General features: G+C 51.9%; 15 protein-coding genes. 10 read left to right on the top strand and 5 right to left on the bottom strand.

Annotated features, from left to right (window positions below; genetic code table 11):
• Window positions 1–2: 2 nt before the first annotated feature.
• The 5 genes from ABYA77_RS02575 to ABYA77_RS02555 all read left to right on the top strand — a co-directional run bounded on the left by ABYA77_RS02575 (window position 3) and on the right by ABYA77_RS02555 (window position 9131).
• A complete protein-coding gene (locus ABYA77_RS02575; protein WP_372964373.1) occupies window positions 3–2054 on the top strand; it encodes a TRAP transporter large permease subunit in 2052 nt (683 codons plus the stop codon).
• A gap of 186 nt (window positions 2055–2240) precedes the next feature.
• Window positions 2241–4784 carry a S8 family serine peptidase gene (locus tag ABYA77_RS02570; RefSeq protein ID WP_372964372.1) on the top strand — a complete coding sequence of 848 codons (2544 nt, stop codon included), beginning with the start codon at window positions 2241–2243 and terminating at the stop codon, window positions 4782–4784.
• Window positions 4781–5278, top strand: coding sequence for a protease complex subunit PrcB family protein (locus ABYA77_RS02565; protein WP_372964371.1), 498 nt, complete (start codon window positions 4781–4783; stop codon window positions 5276–5278). The genes ABYA77_RS02570 and ABYA77_RS02565 overlap by 4 nt, the downstream gene beginning before the upstream one ends.
• 94 nt (window positions 5279–5372) lie before the next feature.
• Window positions 5373–7268, top strand: a complete 1896-nt coding sequence (gene parE, locus ABYA77_RS02560) for a DNA topoisomerase IV subunit B (RefSeq protein WP_372964370.1) — start codon at window positions 5373–5375, stop codon at window positions 7266–7268.
• Window positions 7269–7364: 96 nt separating this feature from the next.
• Complete coding sequence (locus ABYA77_RS02555) at window positions 7365–9131, top strand: SLC13 family permease (protein WP_372964369.1); 1767 nt, start codon at window positions 7365–7367, stop codon at window positions 9129–9131.
• On the opposite strand, the gene ABYA77_RS02550 is transcribed toward ABYA77_RS02555, so the two are convergent.
• Window positions 9119–10402, bottom strand: a complete 1284-nt coding sequence (locus ABYA77_RS02550; RefSeq protein WP_372964368.1) for an EAL domain-containing protein — start codon at window positions 10400–10402, stop codon at window positions 9119–9121. The two genes, ABYA77_RS02555 and ABYA77_RS02550, sit on opposite strands and share 13 nt — an antisense overlap.
• Window positions 10403–10968: 566 nt before the next feature.
• Here ABYA77_RS02550 and ABYA77_RS02545 point away from each other — a divergent pair.
• Window positions 10969–11517, top strand: coding sequence for a cytochrome b (locus ABYA77_RS02545; protein ID WP_372964367.1), 549 nt, complete (start codon window positions 10969–10971; stop codon window positions 11515–11517).
• Between the two features lie 52 nt (window positions 11518–11569).
• Window positions 11570–12151 carry a YceI family protein gene (locus tag ABYA77_RS02540; protein WP_372964366.1) on the top strand — a complete coding sequence of 194 codons (582 nt, stop codon included), beginning with the start codon at window positions 11570–11572 and terminating at the stop codon, window positions 12149–12151.
• A gap of 120 nt (window positions 12152–12271) precedes the next feature.
• Here the strand turns inward: ABYA77_RS02540 and ABYA77_RS02535 are convergent, their stop codons facing one another.
• On the bottom strand, window positions 12272–12499 hold the full coding sequence (locus ABYA77_RS02535) for a hypothetical protein (protein WP_372964365.1): 228 nt from the start codon (window positions 12497–12499) through the stop codon (window positions 12272–12274).
• Window positions 12500–12707: 208 nt separating this feature from the next.
• Here ABYA77_RS02535 and parC point away from each other — a divergent pair, with 208 nt between their 5' ends.
• Both parC and serB read left to right on the top strand, forming a co-directional pair.
• The gene (gene parC, locus ABYA77_RS02530) at window positions 12708–15002 is read left to right on the top strand and encodes a DNA topoisomerase IV subunit A (RefSeq protein ID WP_372964364.1); all 2295 of its coding nucleotides are present in this window, start codon (window positions 12708–12710) and stop codon (window positions 15000–15002) included.
• Window positions 14995–16227, top strand: coding sequence for a phosphoserine phosphatase SerB (gene serB, locus ABYA77_RS02525; protein WP_372964363.1), 1233 nt, complete (start codon window positions 14995–14997; stop codon window positions 16225–16227). The genes parC and serB overlap by 8 nt, the downstream gene beginning before the upstream one ends.
• A 57-nt stretch (window positions 16228–16284) precedes the next feature.
• Here the strand turns inward: serB and ABYA77_RS02520 are convergent, their stop codons facing one another.
• The 3 genes from ABYA77_RS02520 to epmB all read right to left on the bottom strand — a co-directional run bounded on the left by ABYA77_RS02520 (window position 16285) and on the right by epmB (window position 21603).
• The gene (locus ABYA77_RS02520; RefSeq protein ID WP_372964362.1) at window positions 16285–18372 is read right to left on the bottom strand and encodes an EAL domain-containing protein; all 2088 of its coding nucleotides are present in this window, start codon (window positions 18370–18372) and stop codon (window positions 16285–16287) included.
• 174 nt (window positions 18373–18546) lie between these two features.
• The gene (locus tag ABYA77_RS02515) at window positions 18547–20358 is read right to left on the bottom strand and encodes a GTPase (RefSeq protein ID WP_372964361.1); all 1812 of its coding nucleotides are present in this window, start codon (window positions 20356–20358) and stop codon (window positions 18547–18549) included.
• A 180-nt stretch (window positions 20359–20538) separates the two neighbouring features.
• Window positions 20539–21603, bottom strand: a complete 1065-nt coding sequence (gene epmB / locus ABYA77_RS02510) for an EF-P beta-lysylation protein EpmB (protein ID WP_372964360.1) — start codon at window positions 21601–21603, stop codon at window positions 20539–20541.
• A gap of 45 nt (window positions 21604–21648) precedes the next feature.
• Here epmB and efp point away from each other — a divergent pair, with 45 nt between their 5' ends.
• Window positions 21649–22224: an elongation factor P gene (gene efp, locus ABYA77_RS02505; RefSeq protein ID WP_372964359.1), complete on the top strand. Its 576-nt coding sequence runs from the start codon at window positions 21649–21651 to the stop codon at window positions 22222–22224.
• The last annotated feature ends 6 nt before the right edge of the window (window positions 22225–22230 follow it).

Genomic DNA, 22230 nt, shown 5'->3' with positions numbered 1-22230 from the left:
TCATGAACTGGCGTGCAATGACTGCGACGGGTGTAAGGACCCTGTACCCCGTGCATAGGTTGCACGGGGTTATCCTCCTGCTGTTACTGCTGACAACTCTGGCGCTCGGGATGGGTAATTCGCTTCACTCCCGGCTGCTCTGGGTCGGAGAACAGGTATGGCCGAATTACTATCTGCTTAACCCGGATGCGGTTGAGCCCAGCTGTAATCTGACTCTGGATGTGGGTAAAGAAGTGGAGCGCCGGGTGCAGTCCTATAAACCTGACCCGGATGATCTGTTCAGTTCCCCTCCGAACCCAGAGGCTATCCGGCGTTCTCTGGAAAGCAATCTTGCGCTGTGCGAACAGCGACACCGGCAGTTTGCGGAAAATCAGAAGCATGCAACCTGGGGGCTTGGTGTTTTCAAAAACATTGAGCAAGGGCTTGCCAACTTCCTGCTGGGCAATATCGATCTCACCAAGTTCCTGTTTATTGGAATGTTCGCTATGGCTGCGGCTATTTCGGCTCTGGATTCAGATCATATTGCCTTGAAGTTGCCCCGTAACCGGGCTGAGTGGCGATTGAGCCAGGGGGCGCAGTTTGTTGTTAACGGGCTAATGCTGCTTTCCCTGAATGCGTATCTGGGTAATCTGGAGAAAACACCGGGATCTGGTGGCGCGATGTCCCTGCAATATGCATGGGGGTTTGTTTTCGGATTGTTCATGGTCATCAACGCGGTTCGCTTTATTGCGATTCCTGAACGAATGAAATCGGGACGTCTGGAACTTGTTTCCGGGCTGGTGGTGCCTCTGTATTGCACCATGGGCCTGATTGCTATGAGCTATTTCTTCTTTGTGGATGGCTACGCTTCAGGCTTGGCGATCTACTTCGGCATGATGTCCAATCTGTCATCGATGTTTATCAACATCGGCTTGTATGTGTTGGTCGGGATGATGCTGAAACAGACCCGCGTGCCTGAGCTGTTGCTGGGGTTGATCAAGCCTTATAACCTGCCAGCTCCGCTGTTAGCCTCTGTAATCATTTTTGCGACAGCATTCCCTACGGCTTTTACTGGCGCTTCGGGTATTTTCATTCTTGCCGTTGGCGGGGTGGTTTATGACGAATTGCGCAGGGCTGGGGCCGGTCGACAATTATCTCTGGCCACAACGGCTATGTCGGGTAGCCTCGGTGTTGTTCTGAACCCGTGTTTGCTGATTGTGGTTGTTGCTGCACTGAACAAAGAAGTGACCACCTCTGAACTGTATGAGTGGGGCTTCTGGGTATTCGTCATGTCGGCCAGCCTGTTTTCCTTCATCGTTTGCAAAACGGAAGGCAACTGGAAGCCACGACCGGCCCCGGGCGCATTTCTGAAGTCTTTGCGGGCATCCAGGCTGTTGCTGCCCCATGTGGTTGTTGGTGCCGCGGTTATTCTGGCGATCTGGGGGGTCCTGGGGCTCAGGTTCAACGAATACAGTGCGCCTCTGATTCTGCCGCTGGTGATGCTGGCTTTAGTTATGCTGGATGCCGGAAAGGACAGGGAGAATTTGCAGGAAACCCGATTTCAGGTGTTTTTTGACCGGAGCAGTACAGCCGCCAGTGACTCTGCTGTCCATATTGGGGCGCTGCTTGCTCTGATCGGCTTCTCCATCTGCCTGGGGGGAATTCTTGAACGCTCAGATATCGTGCACATGCTGTTTCCTGAAAGCTTAACCAGTCCTTGGGCGGCGATGTTGGTTATTGTCGTTATGCTGACATTTATCGGCATGGTGATGGATCCATTTGGCGCTGTAATTCTGGTGTCTGCCACTATTGCTCAGCCTGCTATTCAGATCGGGATTGACCCGCTTCATTTCTGGATTGTGTGCCTGGTTGCCTTTGAACTTGGCTATTTGAGCCCCCCAGTGGCGCTTAACCATTTATTGACCCGGCAGGTGGTTGGGGAGTCAGAAGTGTTGGCTGCAGAGCGCACAGGTTCGTTCTGGCACCGGTATAAGCGGTTGTTGTTGCCGCTTGCGGTCATGGCTCCTACGCTTTTGTTGGTGGCTTTTTTGCCTATGTTATTTTACGCCCTGTAACAGAACTGAATAAAAACCCGCGAGCGTTATGCCCGCGGGTTTTTTTATGATATGCCAGTGGAAATGCATCAGATTACGTCTGATTATGGAAGTTAGATCGTATACTCTGAATAATGCTCCATAAACTCCTGATAAAAAGAGTGGCCAGTGAGAGTTTTAATACCGTTTTGTTTCTTGATCCCATGGATGGTGATGCTTGTCGGTTGTGGTGGTTCTGGCCACTCGGATGCTGTGGAGCCCATTCTTCCTTCGAGTCCCCTTTCAGGGGTGATTGCCATTGAAGCCAATAGCCGGATTGATCAGGACACAATGGATCAGCTGGCGCTTGATGGTGCCTCTCCGTCTGCAGCTGCTCAGAAGCTGCCTGCGAGCTTTGTTCTGGCGGGTTACGTCAGCCGGGAGAGTGGGGTTTACCCTGGCAATTCAAATGCCTGCCAGTCGCTGAGCTACCAGGCGGACCCTGAAGACCGTTTTCTGATACCTATGGCAGTCGATGAAACGATTGTGCTGCAAAGTTTTGGAACCTGCGCTGCCGATGCGGTTCTTGAGCTCCAAGTTGAAGGGTATGACTCAGAGAGAGTGTCTGATGACACTGGGTCTGTTCGGTTTACTTTAGGCGCCTCAGGCTATGAGGGCGATTATCTGGTTACTGTACGAAATGTCGGGCCGGTTCCGGCTCGCTACGTGCTCCTGAAAACCGCTGGAATAACGCAACAATCGTCTGCGTTTAAGTGGCCCGACCATCGTTTTGTCCAGGGTGAAGCAATTGTCACCCTGACTGAAAATGATCCCGGGCAGGTGTCCCGGATGACGTCGCGCACTGAGGTGATGGGGCGAAAACTTGGCGAGAGAACCTGGCTGGCATCGATGGCCGGAGCCTCCAGAACCATGAGTTCCGGGCAGAATTCTGAAAACACACTGGCCTGGATTCAATCGTTACGGCGCATGCCTGAGGTAGAGTCCGCTACCCCCAACTATCAAATGGTGAGCCATTCACCGGTGGGTGAGCCTCTGTATGGCAAGCAATGGCATTATGGAATGATCAACGGTCCCATCGCGTGGCAGCTTGCGCCAACGGGAGGTGCCGGGGTTAACGTGGCGGTATTGGATTCTGGCCTGTTCAAGGATGCAGAGGGTGGCTGGCATCCGGACCTCAGGGCGAATGTTTCTGATGGGCGCGATTATATTGATGGTGATTTTGACCCACAAGACCCGGGTAGCAGCATTGGGGGCAATGTTTTTCATGGTACTCACGTTGCGGGCACCATCGCGGCTGTCATAAACAATAACGAGGGCATTGGGGGTGTGGCGTTCGGCTCAAGTCTTGTTCCGGTCCGTGTTCTCGGTGAAGGTGGTACGGGCTCTTCAGCAGACCTGATAGACGCCATCTCATGGCTGGTCAATGGGGCAGCTGACACAGAGCCAAGAGCGCAGGTTGTCAATATGAGTTTGGGTGGGTTGCCGGAAATTCCTCAGCTGGAATCGGCGATTGCCGCGGGCGTAAAGAAAGGTATGATCTTCGTCGCAGCGGCCGGTAATTCGGCAACATCGGAAAAATCCTACCCGGCAGCATCAGAAAATGTGCTGGCTGTGAGCGCAGTAGATGGTGCGGGGAACCTGGCCTCTTATTCAAACTTCGGTAGTTGGATTGATCTTGCTGCACCCGGAGGTGATGCCGGTCGTGATGCAAACAGTGACGGTGAGGCCGATCTGGTGTGGAGTAGCAGTGCGACTCTGAAGTCTGGTCGTTACGAATCGGATTACCGAGGGCTTCAGGGAACCTCCATGGCTGCGCCTCATGTGGCCGGCGTCCTGGCGCTGATGAAGTCGCAGAATCCTGAGCTGGATCAGGGTGAGGTTCGTGCACGGCTTGCCAGTGGTGAAATGACAGATTTTTCGGGCCGCCGATCCTACCAGCTGGGGTATGGTGTCCTTGATGCTGCTAAGGCGGTGTCTGCCGCTAATGGGTTCACCGGTGTTGTTCTATCGGCGTCGCCTTCAGTGTTGTCCCTGAGTAATGAAGGAGCAGAAACGCAGACAGTTGAGCTCAATGCCTATGGTACGGACGAAGTTGAAAATCTATCTCTGGAATCATTCCCAGGGTGGTTGAGTGTGACCCCTGATTTTTCGCAGTTGCCATACACTCTTGAGGTTACACTTGACCGTGACAAACTTGAGTCAGATGTGGCTGCCCGTGGCGATATCGTTGTGATTTACAATGCTGTAAAAGAACTTCGTATCCCTGTTATTGGCCAACTTATAACGGATGAGCAGGCGCGCAACGCAGGGGCTCACTTTGTGTTGCTGGTTAGCACCGAGCCAAATGCCGAGGGTTTTTATCTGGCTGAAGCACAGGTGATGTCCACTGTTGAGAACGGCCAATATTCATTCCGCTTTGAAGAAGATGATGGCGAGGAACCTCGTAAGCTCAATGAGGTTGTGCCGGGCGATTACTATCTGGTTGCGGGTACCGATATCGACGGTGACGGGTTTATCTGTCAGCCTGGTGAATCCTGTGCGGAATACCCTGTGTCTGGTTTGCGAGAAGTGATTACTTTAAAAGAGGGGCAGGAGATTTCCGATATTCGGATGACGACCGGGTTTACTCGCCCGACGGTTTCGCTGGCCACACCTGATATCCTGCCAAGGCCGGATTTCATGGGATACCGGCTGAAGAGTGAAGATAACCGGTCGGAATCTGAGCGATCAGGAATAAAGGGGGTACAATGAAGCACTATCACAACAGGCTTTTGCTGATTCCGTGGTTTCTGATGGCTTTAACAAGTTGTGCTTCAACCGATAGTGCAAAATCCGAACCCGCGCCTCAGGTTCGACAGATTACTCAGTCTGCACATTGTGGGTTGACTGGTCCGGGAGTGGCATATATCCGTTCGCCAGAGACCCTGGAAAGTCTGCTGGGTGTGGTCGGCCAGAATATGGCGACAGGTGTCATCCGTGAGGTAGACCTGGCCCGCGAACAGCTCATTATTGTGACTCTTGGTCAAAAACCTACAGCAGGATACAGTCTGGGCCTTGATAGCGTGAGTCGCGAAAACTCCACGCTGAAGCTGGATGTGCAGCTAACCCGGCCAGCGCCGGGAACGATGGTTGCGCAGGTTATTACCTCTCCGTGTGTGGTTCTCGCTGTAGCTGGCGGCGACTGGCGGCGCATAGAAGTTGCAGGAGTGACCGAAAGGCCCATTGTGAAACTGACGGGCCAATGAGTCTGTTTATCCCAGCTAAAAATCAACCGTTGATCTTTCAGCGCGAATCCATAAGCTATGGCGCAATCATCATTTTCGGAGTTCTGCCCTTTTTATGAGCCAGCAACAATACAACGCCGATGCTATTGAAGTACTTAGCGGTCTTGATCCGGTGCGTAAGCGCCCGGGTATGTATACGGATACATCAAGGCCCAACCATCTGGCGCAAGAGGTTATCGACAACAGTGTTGATGAAGCTCTGGCTGGCCACGCCCGAAAAATAGATGTCATTCTGCACACTGATAATTCCTTGAGTGTTGAGGATGATGGTCGCGGTATGCCGGTGGATATCCACAAAGAGGAAGGCGTTCCCGGAGTTGAGCTCATCCTCTCTCGCCTGCATGCGGGTGGTAAGTTTTCTGAGGGTAATTACAACTTCTCGGGGGGCTTGCACGGTGTTGGTGTGTCGGTAGTTAACGCCTTGTCGACGCGGCTGGAAGTTACCATCCGGCGTGGTGGTCAAGTCCATCAGATGACGTTTGAGAATGGGGACAAAGCCTCTGAGCTTGAGGTCATCGACACCGTTGGCAAGCGCAACACGGGGACTCGCTTGCGGTTTTCGCCTGACCCGAAATATTTCGATAGCCCGAACTTTTCTGTTAGCCGTTTACGTCACAATTTGCGAGCCAAGGCGGTTCTTTGCCCGGGCCTGTCTGTCACATTCCTACAGGAAAAAACCGGTGAAAAAGACGAATGGTTTTATGAAGACGGCCTGAGGGATTATCTGCGTACGGCGCTGGCTGATATCGAGGCCGTGCCGCTGGAACCCTTCATTGGCAGCTTCTCGGGTAATGCCGAAGCCGTAGACTGGGCTGTTCAGTGGTTGCCTGAGGGTGGTGATGCGGTACTGGAAAGCTATGTAAACCTGATTCCAACAGCTCAGGGTGGTACCCATGTAAACGGTCTTCGCACCGGCCTGCTGGAAGCCATGAGAGAGTTCTGTGAGTTCCGCAGTCTTCTGCCGCGAGGAGTAAAGCTTTCTCCTGAAGATGTCTGGGAGCGGGTGGCTTATGTGCTTTCATTCAAGATGCAGGAGCCGCAGTTTTCAGGTCAGACCAAAGAGCGCCTGTCATCCCGTCAGGCAGCCGCCTTTGTATCCGGGGTTGTAAAGGATGCGTTTAGTCTTTGGCTTAATCAGCATACCGATATAGCTGAGGCTTTAGCTGAGTTGTTTATCAGCAATGCTCAGCGTCGTTTGCGGGCCAGCAAAAAAGTAGCGCGTAAGAAGGTAACTTCTGGCCCCGCTCTTCCGGGTAAGTTGGCGGATTGTTCGGGCTCAGATACCAATCGTTCAGAATTGTTTCTGGTGGAGGGGGATTCGGCAGGAGGCTCCGCCAAGCAAGCCCGTGACCGCGAATTTCAGGCAGTGATGCCTCTGCGCGGTAAAATTCTGAACACTTGGGAAGTGGATTCCGGTGAAATCCTGGCCTCTCAGGAGGTTCATGATATCGCGGTGGCGATAGGGGTAGATCCGGGCTCTGATGATCTGACCGGGCTGCGCTATAACAAAGTTTGCATTCTTGCGGATGCGGATTCTGATGGGCTGCACATTGCTACCCTGTTATGTGCTTTGTTTGTTAAGCACTTCCGGCCGCTGGTGAGCGCTGGCCACGTATTTGTGGCCATGCCTCCTCTGTACCGGGTCGACTTGGGTAAAGAGACGTTCTATGCCCTGGATGAGGAGGAAAAGCAGGGCATTGTAGACCGGTTGACGGCTGAAAACCGTAAAGGAAAACTTCAGGTCACACGATTCAAGGGGCTGGGTGAAATGAACCCGCTGCAGCTTCGTGAAACTACGATGGCTCCGGATACTCGTCGGTTGGTGATGCTTACCCTGGAAGAGGGTGATGATACTGATGAGTGTATGGATATGTTGCTTGGCAAAAAGCGGGCTTCAGACCGAAAAGCCTGGCTTGAGGCCTACGGAAATATGGCGGATGTTGCGGGTTAGTATTCGATTTAGTGCTATAAAAATTGTTTCTTATTCTTTCTAAGTTTTTGACTGATTCGTTATTCTGTCCGCTCTTTCGTTGGAACGGACCGGATTATGGACTGGGAAGGGTGGTTTTCTCTCGGCTTGGCGGGCGCCGCCCTGGCTCTGATGGTGTCGGGGCGCTTTGCTCCCTATCTGGTTATGTTGGCAGTGCTGGTTCTGCTAAGTGCCACGGGCGTTCTCAGCCATGAAGAGGCTCTGATAGGGTTCAGTAATCCTGGGTTAATCACGGTTGTTGCTTTATTTGTTGTTGCGTCCGGTGTGCACCATTCTGGAGGTGTAGACCTCCTCGTCCGCTATGTTCTTGGAAGCCCTGACACCGTCCGAGGCGCTCAGGCCCGTATTGCTTTACCCGTTACCTTGCTCAGTGGCTTTTTGAACAATACTCCTGTTGTAGCCACCATGATCCCGGCTGTTAACGCCTGGTCGAGAAAAATTGGTGTATCCCCGTCCAAGCTCATGATTCCTCTCAGTTATTCGGCTATTTTTGGCGGCACTCTTACCATGATTGGTACTAGCACAAACCTTGTCATAAATGGTCAGTACCAGCAGTTGACCGGCAGTGATGGTTTTTCCATTTTTGCCATCACACAGGTGGGATTGCCGGTGGCGGTTATTGGCGTATTGGCGATGTTGTTGTTTCTTCCCAGGTTTCTGCCCGATAAAAAAGATCGGCAAAAGTTTGGTTCAGTAAAGGAATTTACTCTTGAAGTGGCCGTAGCCTCGGGCGGCCCTTTGGTGGGGAAAACCGTTGGTGAAGCCGGGTTGCGGGAATTGGAGCGGCTTTATTTGGTGGAAATCGAGCGGGACGGCAGTGTGGTAACCGCAGTGCCATCTGAAGAGCAGCTTCGGGATGGCGACAGGTTGGTGTTTGCCGGTGATACCCAGGCGATTTCAGACCTGCTGAGAATTAACGGCATTGTCCCTTCAGTGCACGATGATGAGCCCGCATTGAGTAAAGACCGGGCAGAAAGGCGGCTGGTGGAGGCTGTTCTTTCACCTCAGTGTGATGTGCTTGGACAGACTATTCGTGATGCCCGGTTCCGTGATCGTTATGGTGCTGTTGTTCTGGCTGTTGCCCGTGGTGGTGAGCGGGTACCCGGTAATCTGGGGAATATTCGCCTGAAGCCGGGAGATGTGTTGTTGCTCGAGGCTCGCCCGGCCTTTGTCAGTCGTCAGCGTTATAACAAGGACTTTTTACTGATTAATGATCTGGAAACCGAAGCGCCTCGCCATGATAAGGCTTGGTTGTCTTGGGCGATTTTAGTGGTGCTGGTGGGCTTGGCCGCCTGCGGTGTCATGACCATGCTGAATGCGGCTTTGGTCGGTGCGTTTTTGATGATTCTCACCGGATGCTGTTCTGTTGGGCAGGCTCAGAAATCTGTCGATGTGCCAGTGGTTCTGACCATTGCGGCTTCTTTTGCTCTTGGTGGCGCACTGGAACAGACCGGTGCCGCTGGCTACATGGCGGATGCCGTGTTCAGCCTGAGTAATGGTAATGCGTTGCTGGCATTGATTTTGGTGTATCTGGTGGTGTCGGTGCTCACAGAGGTAATCACCAACAATGCTGCAGCTGTGTTGATTTTGCCGGTGGTGTTGTCGCTTACGCAGGCAATGGGGCTGGCTGATGAACCTTTTATCATTGCTGTAATGATGGCCGCGTCAGCGAGCTTTGCAACGCCGTTGGGGTACCAGACAAACATGATGGTGTTTGGCCCGGGAGGCTATCGCTTTATTGATTTTCTGCGAGTGGGTTTGCCTATGAATATATTTGTAGGTGGGGTTACAGTGGCGGTAATTGCACTTGTTTACGGTGTTTGAGTAGCGTTGGCCAAAACGTCGCAGCAGAGCACTTGCAGGCTTCCCTGATACATGTAGGCGAGCGATAGGGTTACGCACATATAGGCACCGGTAACGCACAGGTAAGGGGCTGTTACATGTAGCTCTCCGGGCTGCTCCAGGGCGCGGCGCAGATACTGTTGTCGGCACCAGTCGGCGCTGGCGGTACGCTCAAGAGGTTTGAATCGGGGGTCCTGGTTACGGATGGTAAGCTCCGAGACCAGAGTTTCTGCAATCTGAACGCCTTTGTCATCCACCTGGTAGCAACGGGATACCGCCGGGTGCCCGAGTAATTCCGTGCAAGCGTGTTCCATCGGGACTCCTTGTTGGAGGAGCTCGGTAACCTGCTTGAAGGGTGTGGTAAAAAAGCTGACCAATTGACGGGCGGGATCTTGGGTAATCTGCTTTCTCTTTTTGTATTCAGCCAGAAGGTCTTCGAGATCTGCTGGCCTGTGCGGTAAACCTTCCAGATCGGTGCTTGGCTCTTGGAAGTAGAAACCCTGTACGAAGTCTACGCCTGCGTCGATAGCAATCATAACCTGGTCCCGGGTCTCGACACCTTCCAGTAAAACCAGACAACCGGACTGACGTAGCAGGGATACGATGCCGTTCAGGATCTGGCGGGCCCGCTGGTCTTCAGCTGCGCGGGTCAGCAGTGATCGATCCAGCTTTACAATGTCCGGTGAAAGGTTCCATATCCGTTCAAAATTAGAATGACCAGCCCCAAAATCATCGATGGCTGTCAGGCAGCCAAGCTCCCGATAATAGGCCACGGTTTCTCTAAGTGTTTCCGCATCGTCAGTTGGCTGCTCGACAATTTCTAACACAACGCGGTGAGGGGGTAGCCCTGTTTTCTTTAGCAATTGGCCAAAAAAAGAATCTGAGCTCTTGCCGCCGGTAACCACTCGCGGTGATACGTTCAGAAACAGCCAGTTCACCTGATCTTTGATGCTGCTGTAATTGCGGACGTGAAGATACCGGCAAAGACGGTCGAGGAGCAGATTTTCAGCGTCGGTTGCCGGCAGGTCAAACAAGTGGGATGGCAATACGGCTGAGTTGTCGTTGTCAAAAGCACGAATCAACGCTTCGTAGCCTACGGTGCGTTTGTGAGCAATGCTGTAGATCGGCTGGAGAGCCGTACGAAGAGTGAGGCCTCTGAAACTGGCCGACCACATCGCCTCTTCTTGATTAAGCATAGGCGATAACAGGTCAACTTCTGGTGCCGGTAGGATGTCTGTAAGGCTGTAGGACATAGATTGGTCTGGACCATTAAGCAACATTAGCAGCTATTTACTTAAGTTGAGTCTGATAGCTGAACTATTAGCCAAGGTGCCCATATCCTTGGCACAGTTACCTGTATTTCAAGGTGTTATATGTCGGAACAGGTTGCCAAAAAAAAGGAGTGATTACCACTGTTTAATGTTTAAAACGGGAAACAGTTTGTATCTGTGCCTGGGGGGCGGGATGAAGAGAGGGTGAACCCGGCGAAGCCGGGTTTCATAGGACTTAATTATTGCTGGGGATTACTACGGATTCGTCGAATTCGAGTTCCATGTCGTTTCTCGCTGTCACAGAGGCCCTGAAACAGGGCGGTTGATAAGTTAAGTAGAAGTCTATCTCAGCTATGAAGTTGCACAATCCGTAGAACCCCTATACGACAAAATCGCTATATCAGCTATGTGGTGGATGATCTCATTTCTCTGTCAGAAAATTTGATGCAAGGGTGCAAATTATTTTGATTTGATTGCCATCGTTGAGCTTCTACACTCAAAGGGTATCTAACTCGAGGAGTTGCAAGCCCTTACGGAGGCGAATTTACATGGCAATGCGTAATACTGATGATGGCTATGGCTGGGCTGCAGTGCTGATGCACTGGCTGGTTGCTGTCATCGTCATGGGTTTGTTCGGTCTGGGGTTCTGGATGGTTGACCTGTCTTATTACGATGAGTGGTATCGAAAAGGACCGGATATCCATCGAGCGGTGGGTATCCTGCTGTTTTTCCTGATGTTAGTGAGGGTTAGCTGGCGCTTCACCAATATCAGGCCGAAAGCTCTGCCGGGGCATAAGCCGTGGGAAGTTGTTTCGGCTCATATCGCTCATGTTTTGCTGTACATATTGTTGTTTTCCGCCATGGTCAGTGGGTATTTGATATCCACTGCAGATGGCTCGTCAATTAGCGTGTTCGGGGTTTTTGAGGTGCCGTCAATCACCGGGCGGATTAAAGGTATGGAAGATACGGCTGGTGTTGTGCATTACTGGAGCACTTGGGCGCTGATCGTCTTGGCCGGCATTCATGCCCTTGGTGCACTCAAACACCACTTCATCGATAAAGATTCGACCTTGCGCCGGATGCTAGGCTCATCCTGAATCGTCGAACGCGCATCAGATTTTCATACCAGAATTTATTAAGGAGTGGATTATGAAAAAGCTCATACTTGCTACAGCTGTTTCCCTGGCGGTTGCAACGTCAGTTCAGGCTGACGAACACGATGGCACCTATGCCTTTGATACCGAGGGCGCTCATCAGTTTATTACCTTCAGGATCTCCCATCTTGGTTATAGCTGGGTTTATGGCCGCTTCAATAATTTTGATGGTCAGTTTGTCTACGATGCTGAACACCCTGAAAACAGTTCAGTGTCTGTGACTATCGATACAGCGAGCCTGGACACAAATCATGCCGAACGGGACAAGCACTTGCGCAGTGAGGACTTTCTTGATGTGAGTGAATTTGGTGAAGCGACGTTCACGAGTAAGCGGGTAGTACCCGATGGTGAGGGCGAAGCTGACATTATTGGTGATCTGACCCTGCGAGGGGTGACTCGCGAGATCACCCTGGATGCTGAAATGATTGGGTATGGATCAGACCCCTGGGGCGGATACCGCATGGGGTTCGAGGCGGAAACCGTGCTTAAGTTAAAGGATTTTGGTATCCCGACGAATCTAGGGAAGGCTTCAGAAACTGTTGAAATTGAGATTTCTGTAGAAGGTATTCGTCAGTAAATTATGCTTGTCTCCAAGAATCGGCTCCGGGTATGCCCGGAACCGATTCTGTCTGTTTTTTACTTTATCGGGTCAGAGCCCGGCTATTCTCTCCCGCTACTGGCAGTGCATAACAAGCCGTTAGATGTTGTCTGGCTGGTTGCCGGCTTTACATAGGTGGCGCTGGCGAAGGAACTGGCCAACAAAGACAACAACCCAGATCAGAAGTCCAGCCCAGAGATAGGCTGCGGGAATCTGAAAAGTGCCACTGATAGCAAATTCCACCATCAGCATCAGAATGACCGCCAAGGTGGCATTGATCAGAGCCGTTATCATGGCGTGCCCGCAGGCTTTAAGATTTGGAATCATAGGTTTCTGCTTGCTCAAAGATAAAACGGCGTTCTAATTACCACTCCGAGAATACGGGGCAGCTTACAGAGTCTCCATTCGGGAATTCCGCTATTGGAAATTGGTGTATCGTAGCTGGCGTCCATATAATGTTGGCCACATTGCCCGGTGTCTCTTTCGGGTGACGAATCGATATTTCAACACAGGCAGTTAAGGCAAAGGGGCATCCATGCCAGAGTTTCAGACGACGGATGAAGGTTTCGAGCGGGTAGCATTACGAGATTATACTGAGAAGGCCTATCTCGATTACTCCATGTACGTAATCCTGGACCGGGCGTTACCCAATGTGGGTGACGGTCTTAAACCGGTGCAGCGGCGGATTGTTTACGCCATGTCGGAGTTGGGGCTGAAGTCCACCGCCAAATACAAAAAGTCGGCTCGAACGGTGGGTGATGTTCTGGGTAAGTTTCATCCCCATGGTGACAGTGCTTGTTATGAAGCCATGGTGCTGATGGCCCAGCCATTTTCTTATCGATATCCATTGGTCGATGGCCAGGGTAACTGGGGTTCCCCCGATGATCCGAAATCCTTTGCTGCCATGCGTTACACCGAGTCCCGGCTGGCACGTTTTGCCGATGTGCTACTGAGTGAGCTGGGGCAGGGCACAGTAGACTGGACCCCGAACTTTGACGGCACCATGGATGAACCGTCTGTGTTGCCCGCTCGTCTGCCTCACGTGTTGCTCAATGGTACTACAGGTATTGCGGTGGGGATGGCGACAGATATTCCGCCCCACAACGTACGGGAGGTTACAGCGGCCTGTATTCATTTGCTCGATGAACCAGACGCTACAGTTGACCAACTGTGTGAGCATGTAAAAGGGCCTGATTTTCCGACTCGTGCCGAGATCATCACGCCGCGCAAAGATCTGCTGCAGATGTATCGTACTGGCCGGGGCTCTCTGCGCATGAGGGCGCGTTGGCTTAAGGAAAATGCTGAGATTGTGATCACTGACTTGCCGCATCAGGTGTCAGGAAACCGTGTTCTTGAGCAGATTGCAGCCCAGATGCAGGCCAAGAAGCTGCCAATGGTGGCAGATTTGCGAGATGAGTCTGACCACGAAAACCCGACACGCCTGGTGGTTGTGCCTCGCTCTAATCGTGTGGATCTGGATGCCCTGATGGCGCATTTGTTTGCCAGTACCGACCTTGAGAAAACGTACCGGGTAAATATCAACGTCATTGGCAACGATGGCCGCCCCGGCGTTAAAGGCCTGCATCAGATGCTGACTGAGTGGCTGGCATTCAGGAAAACTACCGTTACCCGACGTTTGCAGCATCGCCTTGATAAGGTTCTGGCGCGCTTACATCTGTTGGAAGGCTTGTTGATTGCCTACCTCAACATTGATGAAGTGATCGAGATTATTCGTACTGAAGACAAACCCAAAGTAGAGCTAATGGCTCGTTTTGGGCTGTCGCCTGATCAGGCAGAAGCGATTCTTGAACTCAAGTTACGTCACCTGGCCAAACTGGAAGAAATGAAAATTCGTGGCGAGCAGGACGAACTTGCCTTGGAGCGCGATGAACTCCAGTCGATTCTGGGCTCTGAAGAACGCCTGCGCGAGCTGATCAAGACCGAGCTTCAGCAGGATGCTGAAACATACGGCGATGATCGTTGGTCTCCGATTGTGGAGCGTGGAGAAGCCAAAGCCTTCAGCGAAGTTGACCTTGTCACCAATGACCCGGTTACCGTGGTACTTTCCGATAAAGGCTGGGTTCGGGCGGCTAAGGGGCATGATATTGATCCCGTTGGCCTGAGTTATAAGTCAGGTGACCGGTTTGCGCTTGCGGCAAAGGGGCGCAATAACCAGCAGGCGATATTCCTGGATTCAACAGGCAGAGCCTATGCGCTGATGGCTCACACTTTGCCTTCTGCCCGAGGGCAGGGTGATCCGTTAACTGGCCGGATTAACCCTCCGCCTGGCGCCACCTTCGCTGGCCTGTTAATGGGTAAGCCAGAGCGCAAAACTCTGCTGGTAACCGATGCCGGGTATGGCTTTGTCACATCATTGAGCGACATGATCAGTAAAAACAGGGCGGGCAAGGCAGTGGTGTCTGTGCCCAAGGGCGCCCGGATCATGGCTCCCGTGATGGTGCCGGAAACCGCCTCAACTTTATATCTGGCTGCAATTTCTAATGAGGGTCGGATGTTGGTATTCCCGCTCAGTGAGTTGCCAGAGCTGGCTAAAGGCAAGGGTAATAAAATTATCAGTATTCCTTCTGCCCGGGTTCAGAATCGCGAAGAGTATGTGGTTGCTGTGGCTGTGTTTGGTGAAGAGGATCAACTGGAAATTCAAGCCGGCAAGCGCAAGCTGGGACTGAAATTCGGTGATCTTGAACACTATCTTGGAGAGCGTGGCCGCCGAGGCCATAAACTACCCCGCGGACTGCAGCGAGTGGATGGGATTGAGGTTATTCCTTCGGCCGCCAGAGCTGAGGAAGAGGAGAAAGTAGACAGTGAGTGAGCTGGTACTGGTGAATGTGTCCGGGCGTGACAAACCCGGACTGACCTCGGAGATAACCGGGATTATGGGGCGGTACGATGTTCGTATTCTGGATATCGGCCAGGCGGTGATCCACGACTATCTGACGTGGGGTATTTTGATTGAAATTCCGGATGAGTCGGAATCTTCTCCGGTTATTCGCGATATTTTATTTCGTCTGCACTCACTGGATCTCCAGGTGCGCTTTGCGCCCATTACAGTGGAGGAATATCAAAGCTGGGCCGAAGGCCGAAATCGCGCCTGCTATATCGTTACGCTGCTGTCCAGAGACATTAAGGCCGAGCAAATTGCCAAGGTTTCGGCAATCACCGCACGTCACGGCTTAAATATCGATAATATCACCCGGTTATCGGCCAGGCCCTCTCTGAATCCCGGCGAGAATCGAATCGCCTGTGTGGAGTTTTCGGTACGCGGTACGCCTTCGGACCTTGAACAGCTGCGCGCGGATTTCTTGCACATTGCTGGTGAAATGAATGTGGATATCGCTTTCCAGGAAGATTCTATTTTCCGTCGTAATCGTCGGTTGGTTGTGTTCGATATGGATTCAACATTGATCGAAGCGGAAGTGATTGACGAGTTAGCCCAGGAGGCTGGCGTTGGCGAGCGGGTTGCAGAAATTACTGAACGGGCCATGCAGGGAGAGCTGGATTTCAGTCAGAGCTTCGCGGAGCGCTTGTCTCTGCTCAAAGGTCTGGAGGAGTCGGTTCTTGAGGATATTGCTAATCGTCTTCGGATGACGGAAGGCGCAGAACATCTGATCAGGAGCTTGAAAGCTCTGGGCTATCGTACGGCGATTCTTTCTGGAGGCTTCACCTATTTTGCTCGTCATTTGCAGCAAAAGCTGGGCATTGACTATGTATACGCCAATGAGCTCGAAATCATTGATGGCAAAGTGACTGGGCAGGTGAAGGGGCAGATTGTCGATGGCAAGCGTAAGGCAGAGCTACTTTTGGAAATCGCTGAAAAAGAGCACATTTCCAGAGAGCAGGTTATTGCTGTGGGTGATGGCGCGAATGATTTGCCGATGCTGAGTCAGGCTGGCTTAGGTGTTGCGTTCCGGGCTAAGCCCCTGGTGAAAGAGTCTGCCAGGCATTCAATCTCGACCTTGGGGTTGGATGCAATTCTGTATCTGATTGGTTTCCGGGAGAGTGAAACCAATCAGACTCTGCAAGATACCCAGCTGTAATACAAAAAAGGGGCGGAGTGTTATCTCCGCCCCTGGATTTTGGATAGGCTTCTTCCGTTACTGCTCACCGAAATCGTAATTCATCTCAGGCACCGGTGCCTGCAAATAGTAACCCTGAATGTAGTTCACACCAGCCTGCCAGAGCGTAGCCAGCACACTGGCGTTTTCTACCAGTGGGACAATAGACAGCTTGCCTGCATTTTGAAGGGTCTTCACGACTTCATTCAACTGTTCCCTGACCTTTTCGTTTTTCTGAATCTCTTCGGTGAACGAGCCGTCAATCTTCACATAATCGGTATTGATGTGTTTCAGAATGTTGAACGGGTTAATGGCGCAACCGAATTGACTGATGGAAACCTTGCAGTGCAGTTCATGGGCCGCCTTGGTGAAATCCTTCGCCTGCTTCATGAAGCTGTTAGCGTCACTTTCGCGAATCTGGAATACCAGAGCGTCACCGGGAAGTCGGGCAGCTTTGAGAGCAACGCTCAGCCAGGGGGTGAACGTTTTGTCTTGTAATGTTTCGGCGGTGATATTGATAAACATGCGCGTGTCGTGGCCTTTGGAGCGGTGACTGGCAAGTTGTTTGATCGTTTGCAGGATGACCCAGCGGTCAATCTTAATAGCGGTGTCGTGCGGCCCTATAGGCGGCAGGAAGTCGTAGGGGGACACTTCCTCATTGTCTTTATTGAGCATGCGGACAAAGGTTTCGTAGTGCTCCTCGCCTTCACCTCTCAGATTAATGATTGGTTGGAACAGCAGCCGGAAACGGTTTTCATCCAAGGCGGTCAGAATTGCTTCGACCGTGTTGGACTCGTCCGGGCCATCCAGAGTGGAGGGGTTATATACTACGATGCCGTTGCCAGCTTCGTTGCCAGCTTGTTTTCTCACATCGGCTGAAGCCGAATGTGCCCGACCAAGCAGCTCTTCAGCTTTTGGAGAGTTTTCGGTAATCGCTGCAATGCCAATAGAGACGGTCAGTGGGACTGTCCGGCCATTGATGTCGAAGAGGTGATCATCCACGGCTTTGCGAATCTGCTCACAGAGCTGTTCCATGGCCTTGTCGTCACAGGGAAGACTCATCAGGCAGAAGGCGTCATCGCTCAGCCGGGCCAGGGTCATGTCTTCCGGTGTGATTTCTTTCAGGAGTGTCGCGATATCACCAAGCAGCAAGTCTGTCCCGGAGATGCCGACTTCACCTTTAATGCCCAGGAAATTATCGAGTGCAATGTAGGCGAGAGCTCCCGACTCGTTGTTCTTGGCCGCAGAGATTAGTGTCTGTGTCAGCTCGTTCATCAGGTACTGACGGTTGAAAAGACCAGTGAGGAGGTCCTGGCTGCTGATTTGTTTGAGTTTTTCCTCGAGTTCTGCGTCGTTGTGCTCAGGTTGAAGCACTATCTGAGTACATGCTTCACTATCGTAGGTGGCGGCGGAGACTGACATAGTGACGCTGAGTTCGTGGTCGTCACTGCGCCGTGCGGTGCAGTTAAGTGTCATTCCGTCTTTGCCTTCTTCAGCGAAGGCTTTCATGAATTCTTTGTACTTTTCCTGGCTTTCCGGAGTCAGCGTATCGAGTACCGGTATGCAGATCAGATCGTCAATATCCTCGTAGCCCAGGAACTCCATGTACGACTGATTGGCATAGATGTGCATGCCGTCGTTAATATAGGCGATGGCGTCTTTAGAACTTTCCAGAAGTAACTGGCAACGCTGCTCTGCTTCCCGGAGGTAGGATTCTAAAACCCGTCGCTTGCGGCGTTCATACAATGCTGCCAGTTCCCTTTTTACGGTTAAAACCAGAAGGTCTGTATATTCAAACGGTACGGAATCCTGAGCGCCCAGCCGCATAATGGCAACGTCACGCTCCCGGTTGGGCTCTTGGGTTAAAAGGATGAACGGTATGTCTTTGTCCAGCCGTTTTACCATAGCCAGCGCGTCGTCAGGCCCGAACTCCAGTTCCTCCAGGTCCCTGGCGAGTAACAAATCCCAGTGGGAGGACTTCAGTGCTTCTTCGAGGTCTTCTGCCGAAGTGATACGGTGTGCTCTGGTGGCCTTACCGGAGTTGCGGAGCAGGCTGACCATCGCTTCTGCGTCGTTCTGGGATGGATCAAGAATCAGCAATTGTACGGTGGAGTTAGTTTTCTGCATTCGTAGGGCGTCTCATGGTGCCGTTGATGGTGCTGGCTCATCTTTGTTCTGTAGCAGAACGATGGATGCTGTGTTTCCTGTTAAAGGCAGCCTGTCAGCTTATCACTCTGGCTGAATGATGCAGGGGTTGGCAATTAATAACAACCCTGCCAACCCCTGCGCGCATGGTCTGGTTTATAGTGAAGGCCACAATGAATCAAATTCATCTTCTGTCGTACCAGAGCCTGAAGATTCAGGCCCTTTCGGCTTACTGGGAGCCGCATGGGAGTGCAGCTTGAGCTCGAACTGGCTGATGCTTCCGGTTGCGGAAACTTTCTTCAACAGTTGGCCCTGGTCTTCGTGGCCGTCATGGAGCAGGGATATGCGGCTTCCGCTCTGAAAGGGCATGCGCGGTGTGATCAATGTTGCTGCCTGGTTGACCACGCTGATTTCTGGTAATAGCAGCCCCCTCAGGTATTCGCTGTTATTGCCCACCTTCTGGATTAATCTTACTCCGCAGGGCGAAGCGCTGGGGGCGAGCAATTCTATGCCAATCTGAGTGCCTTGATTTTTGATCTGCCTTAACCATCTGACAACTGCCAGGCTCCATGGGTGTGAACTGTGCTCGCGAACCCCCAGGATTTCACCGGCCTGAAGCGATGTTGGAACGTTAGTTTCCCACGCTACGCAGTATCCGCCTGGGCTGGTGTTTATCAATAAAGCGTGGTGGGATTTTGGCTTGCGCTTGTCATGCTCCGGAGAAACTGTAGCGCCTGAGGCATTACGAAAATTGATGGGCGCATCTGACGATAAGAGGTTGCTTTCCTGTGGGCCTGCATCGTGAGCTTTAGACCATGCGTCTGTTTTCTGGTTTGCTTTGCGTATAAACAGGTTTTCTTCTTCAATGTGTTCGCCTTCGTTGCCTTCAAGGAATTCCGGAAAGGTTTTCTGTCCGGCAACAAAGTAGTGAGCTGCGGTTAATCCAACGCACACCTCCAAGGTTCCCTGGCTGGCAATTCTGTTGAAATTTCTCGTTGCCAGAATCCCCAGAGCCTGGCTCAGGTGTGTTAACAAGGTGTCGCTGATTGTCGGCGGAATATCCAGCGGTGAGGTTGTCTGAGTGTTGTTGCGACGCGCTTGCAGGGCATCGCTCAGGTAGGCCGAAAGCTCTCGGGTATCGAAGCCCATGCTTTCGTCGCCGGGTTTGCTATCAAGCAGGCTGCGGTAGACTGGTGAAGAGTCTTTCTCCAGGTTGACGACAAACAGGCTGTCGGTGCCTAATTCCGGGCCGCATTTACAATAACTGGCCCAGGTCTCAAACATTTCGTAGATAAGAATGAGCTCAGCTTGTCGTAGCTGATTCGGGCGAGAGCAGCCCAGAAGTAAGACGCGCTTGTAGCTGTCGCTCACGGTACTGGATCGCCGGTGCTTTAACAGCAGGTCTTCGACATCATACTCTCCGAGTTTGTGGCGGTTGGCGAACCGGAATAGGCGGTGACACTCCAGCCAGCTTTGCGCCGGGCTGGGGCAGTAAAGTTGATGCGACCGAAGAATCGTTGAACCCAGTTCAGAGATTGCCCTGTGGATGGCTGTGGCAATCTGGCGCTTATTCTTGTCCATTCCGCCGTTATCGATGAATTCCAGAACGCACAGCTTGTATCCGCTGGCCAGGTGAAGCTGAAGAGCTTGGGTCAGGTTCGCAATTTTGCGTTGTTTTTCAGGCAGAGCAACAGCTAATCCAAGAAAGTGCCGGGACAGTTCGTTACACACAAAGTGGATTTTTTCCCGGGCAAGCTCAAGAAACTGCATTCGTTGTTGCGGAGGCAGAAACAAATGGTTCAGTTCTATGATTGCGTGGTAAAGCTGTCGTGAGGTTTCTCCGACATTGGCCATGGGCAATTGTTGAGTCCATGCACGGAATGCCTTGGGCGAAGTGTCACAAAAAGACAGGCTTGCGGTCTTTTGCTCAGGGACCTTGAGTTCGGGTTTCAGGATCATGCCTTCCATGTTCTTACGCCAATGTCTGGATTGCGTTAAGTGTTTTTCAGCGAAAACGCCGAAAATACAGTTCGTTATTGTTTCTTGATCTTAAACTGTAAAATAGCAAAGCGGAGACAAAAAGCGAGAAAATCACGAGTTGACAATCTTTAACAAGTTAACAACAGCCCGATTTCGCGACACATCTCACTAAATTACAGGTATTGGGGTTTTGCTGGGCTGCCCGGGAACCTCTCTAACCAGCTTGGGTACCAGGAATCCCGGCAGGTATTCTAGCATTTCCCTCACTATTTCTGCGGCTTTCGCGTCGCTCACATTAAAATGGTGAGCTCCGGCAACAGGGTCGAAAGCGTGGAGATAATAGGGCAGCACGCCGGCATCGAACAAAACCTCGCTTAATTCCGATAGCGTTACGCTGCTATCGTTAACCCCTTTGAGAATAACGCTTTGATTCAACAATGTGACTCCGGCGTCTTTGAGCTTTTTAAAGGCCAGTCGCGTGGCTTGGTCAATTTCCGCTGGATGGTTGACATGAACCACGATGACTTTCTGGAGCCTGCTTCGGTTGAGCCAGGAAAGCATTTCGTCACAGACCCGTTGGGGAATTACAACTGGCAGTCGGGAATGAATGCGGAGTCTGCGCAGGTGTGGTACAGATTCGAGCATGTTTGCCCATTGCGCCAGTAACCGATCGTTGACGGCCAGTGGGTCGCCGCCCGACAAAATGACTTCGTTGATTTCCGGACTGGCGGTGAGAGACGTAATAATCTGACTCCGGTCTTCAGGGCTTAATTTATGATCGTTGTATGGAAAGTGCCGGCGAAAGCAGTAACGGCAGTTAATGGCACACTGCCCGGTAACCATCAATAGTGCGCGGGTCTGATATTTTCTGATCAGTCCGGGAATCTGGGAGGCCGTCTTTTCTTCCAGCGGGTCTTTGATGAAGCCGGGCTGATCAATGGATTCATCTGCCAGCGGCAAAACCTGGCGCAATAAAGGGTCGTCAGGGTTGCCAGGTTCCATACGTTGAATAAAGGGTTCCGGTACCCGTATAGGGAAGTGTTCATGGCCGCTTTTAGCGCCTTTGAGCCACTGTTGGGCCGGTAATCCCATACGCGCCAGTAAGTGTTCAGGCTGACAGACAGAATGACTGAGAATCTGCTGCCAATTCTGATTTTCAGTTGTTGCGCTGATGTTGCTGGGTGAATGGCCAACATTGCGGGCTTCTATACGGACAGGAGTTCGCTGTATCATAGCGACCTTTGAAATTTTAACGACAGTATGTCAGGTGGACATTTCATGGCTTCATATTCTACCAACGAATTCCGCAGCGGTCTCAAGGTTTTGCTGGATGGTGATCCTTGTATCATCCTTGAGAACGAGTTCGTTAAGCCCGGCAAGGGGCAGGCGTTCAACCGCGTTAAGCTTCGTAACCTTATGAGCAACCGGGTATGGGAGCGCACTTTTAAGTCCGGCGAAACTCTTGAGGCGGCAGATGTTCTGGATCAGGACATGGAATACCTGTACACCGATGGTGAGTTCTGGCACTTCATGCTGACCGATGGTTCCTTTGAGCAGTATGCAGCTGATGCCAAGGCTGTCGGTGATGCTGTGAAGTGGCTGAAAGAACAGGACGTTTATACCGTTACTCTGTATAACGGTGCGCCGCTGTCCGTGACGCCGCCAAACTTTGTCGAGCTTGAAGTCGTTGATACTGATCCGGGCATGAAGGGCGACACTGCTCAAGGTGGCTCCAAGCCGGCAACGCTATCTACTGGTGCCGTAGTCAGTGTTCCTTTATTTATCGTCATCGGTGAAGTGCTGAAAGTGGATACCCGCACCGGTGAGTATGTGAACCGTGTGAAAAGCAGCTGATTACTG

The sequence above is a fragment of the Marinobacter sp. genome, from assembly GCF_041595835.1.
Lineage (GTDB): Bacteria > Pseudomonadota > Gammaproteobacteria > Pseudomonadales > Oleiphilaceae > Marinobacter.
This window is presented reverse-complemented; position numbering and strand designations above follow the sequence as displayed.

Bases quoted from the DNA above. Each gene is read 5' to 3' on its own strand.
- ABYA77_RS02575 (WP_372964373.1), top strand. From the start codon at position 3: ATGAACTGGCGTGCAATGACTGCGACGGGTGTAAGGACCCTGTACCCC.
- ABYA77_RS02570 (WP_372964372.1), top strand. From the start codon at position 2,241: ATGGTGATGCTTGTCGGTTGTGGTGGTTCTGGCCACTCGGATGCTGTG.
- ABYA77_RS02565 (WP_372964371.1), top strand. From the start codon at position 4,781: ATGAAGCACTATCACAACAGGCTTTTGCTGATTCCGTGGTTTCTGATG.
- parE (WP_372964370.1), top strand. From the start codon at position 5,373: ATGAGCCAGCAACAATACAACGCCGATGCTATTGAAGTACTTAGCGGT.
- ABYA77_RS02555 (WP_372964369.1), top strand. From the start codon at position 7,365: ATGGACTGGGAAGGGTGGTTTTCTCTCGGCTTGGCGGGCGCCGCCCTG.
- ABYA77_RS02550 (WP_372964368.1), bottom strand. From the start codon at position 10,402: ATGTCCTACAGCCTTACAGACATCCTACCGGCACCAGAAGTTGACCTG.
- ABYA77_RS02545 (WP_372964367.1), top strand. From the start codon at position 10,969: ATGGCAATGCGTAATACTGATGATGGCTATGGCTGGGCTGCAGTGCTG.
- ABYA77_RS02540 (WP_372964366.1), top strand. From the start codon at position 11,570: ATGAAAAAGCTCATACTTGCTACAGCTGTTTCCCTGGCGGTTGCAACG.
- ABYA77_RS02535 (WP_372964365.1), bottom strand. From the start codon at position 12,499: ATGATTCCAAATCTTAAAGCCTGCGGGCACGCCATGATAACGGCTCTG.
- parC (WP_372964364.1), top strand. From the start codon at position 12,708: ATGCCAGAGTTTCAGACGACGGATGAAGGTTTCGAGCGGGTAGCATTA.
- ABYA77_RS02520 (WP_372964362.1), bottom strand. From the start codon at position 18,372: ATGCAGAAAACTAACTCCACCGTACAATTGCTGATTCTTGATCCATCC.
- ABYA77_RS02515 (WP_372964361.1), bottom strand. From the start codon at position 20,358: ATGGAAGGCATGATCCTGAAACCCGAACTCAAGGTCCCTGAGCAAAAG.
- epmB (WP_372964360.1), bottom strand. From the start codon at position 21,603: ATGATACAGCGAACTCCTGTCCGTATAGAAGCCCGCAATGTTGGCCAT.
- efp (WP_372964359.1), top strand. From the start codon at position 21,649: ATGGCTTCATATTCTACCAACGAATTCCGCAGCGGTCTCAAGGTTTTG.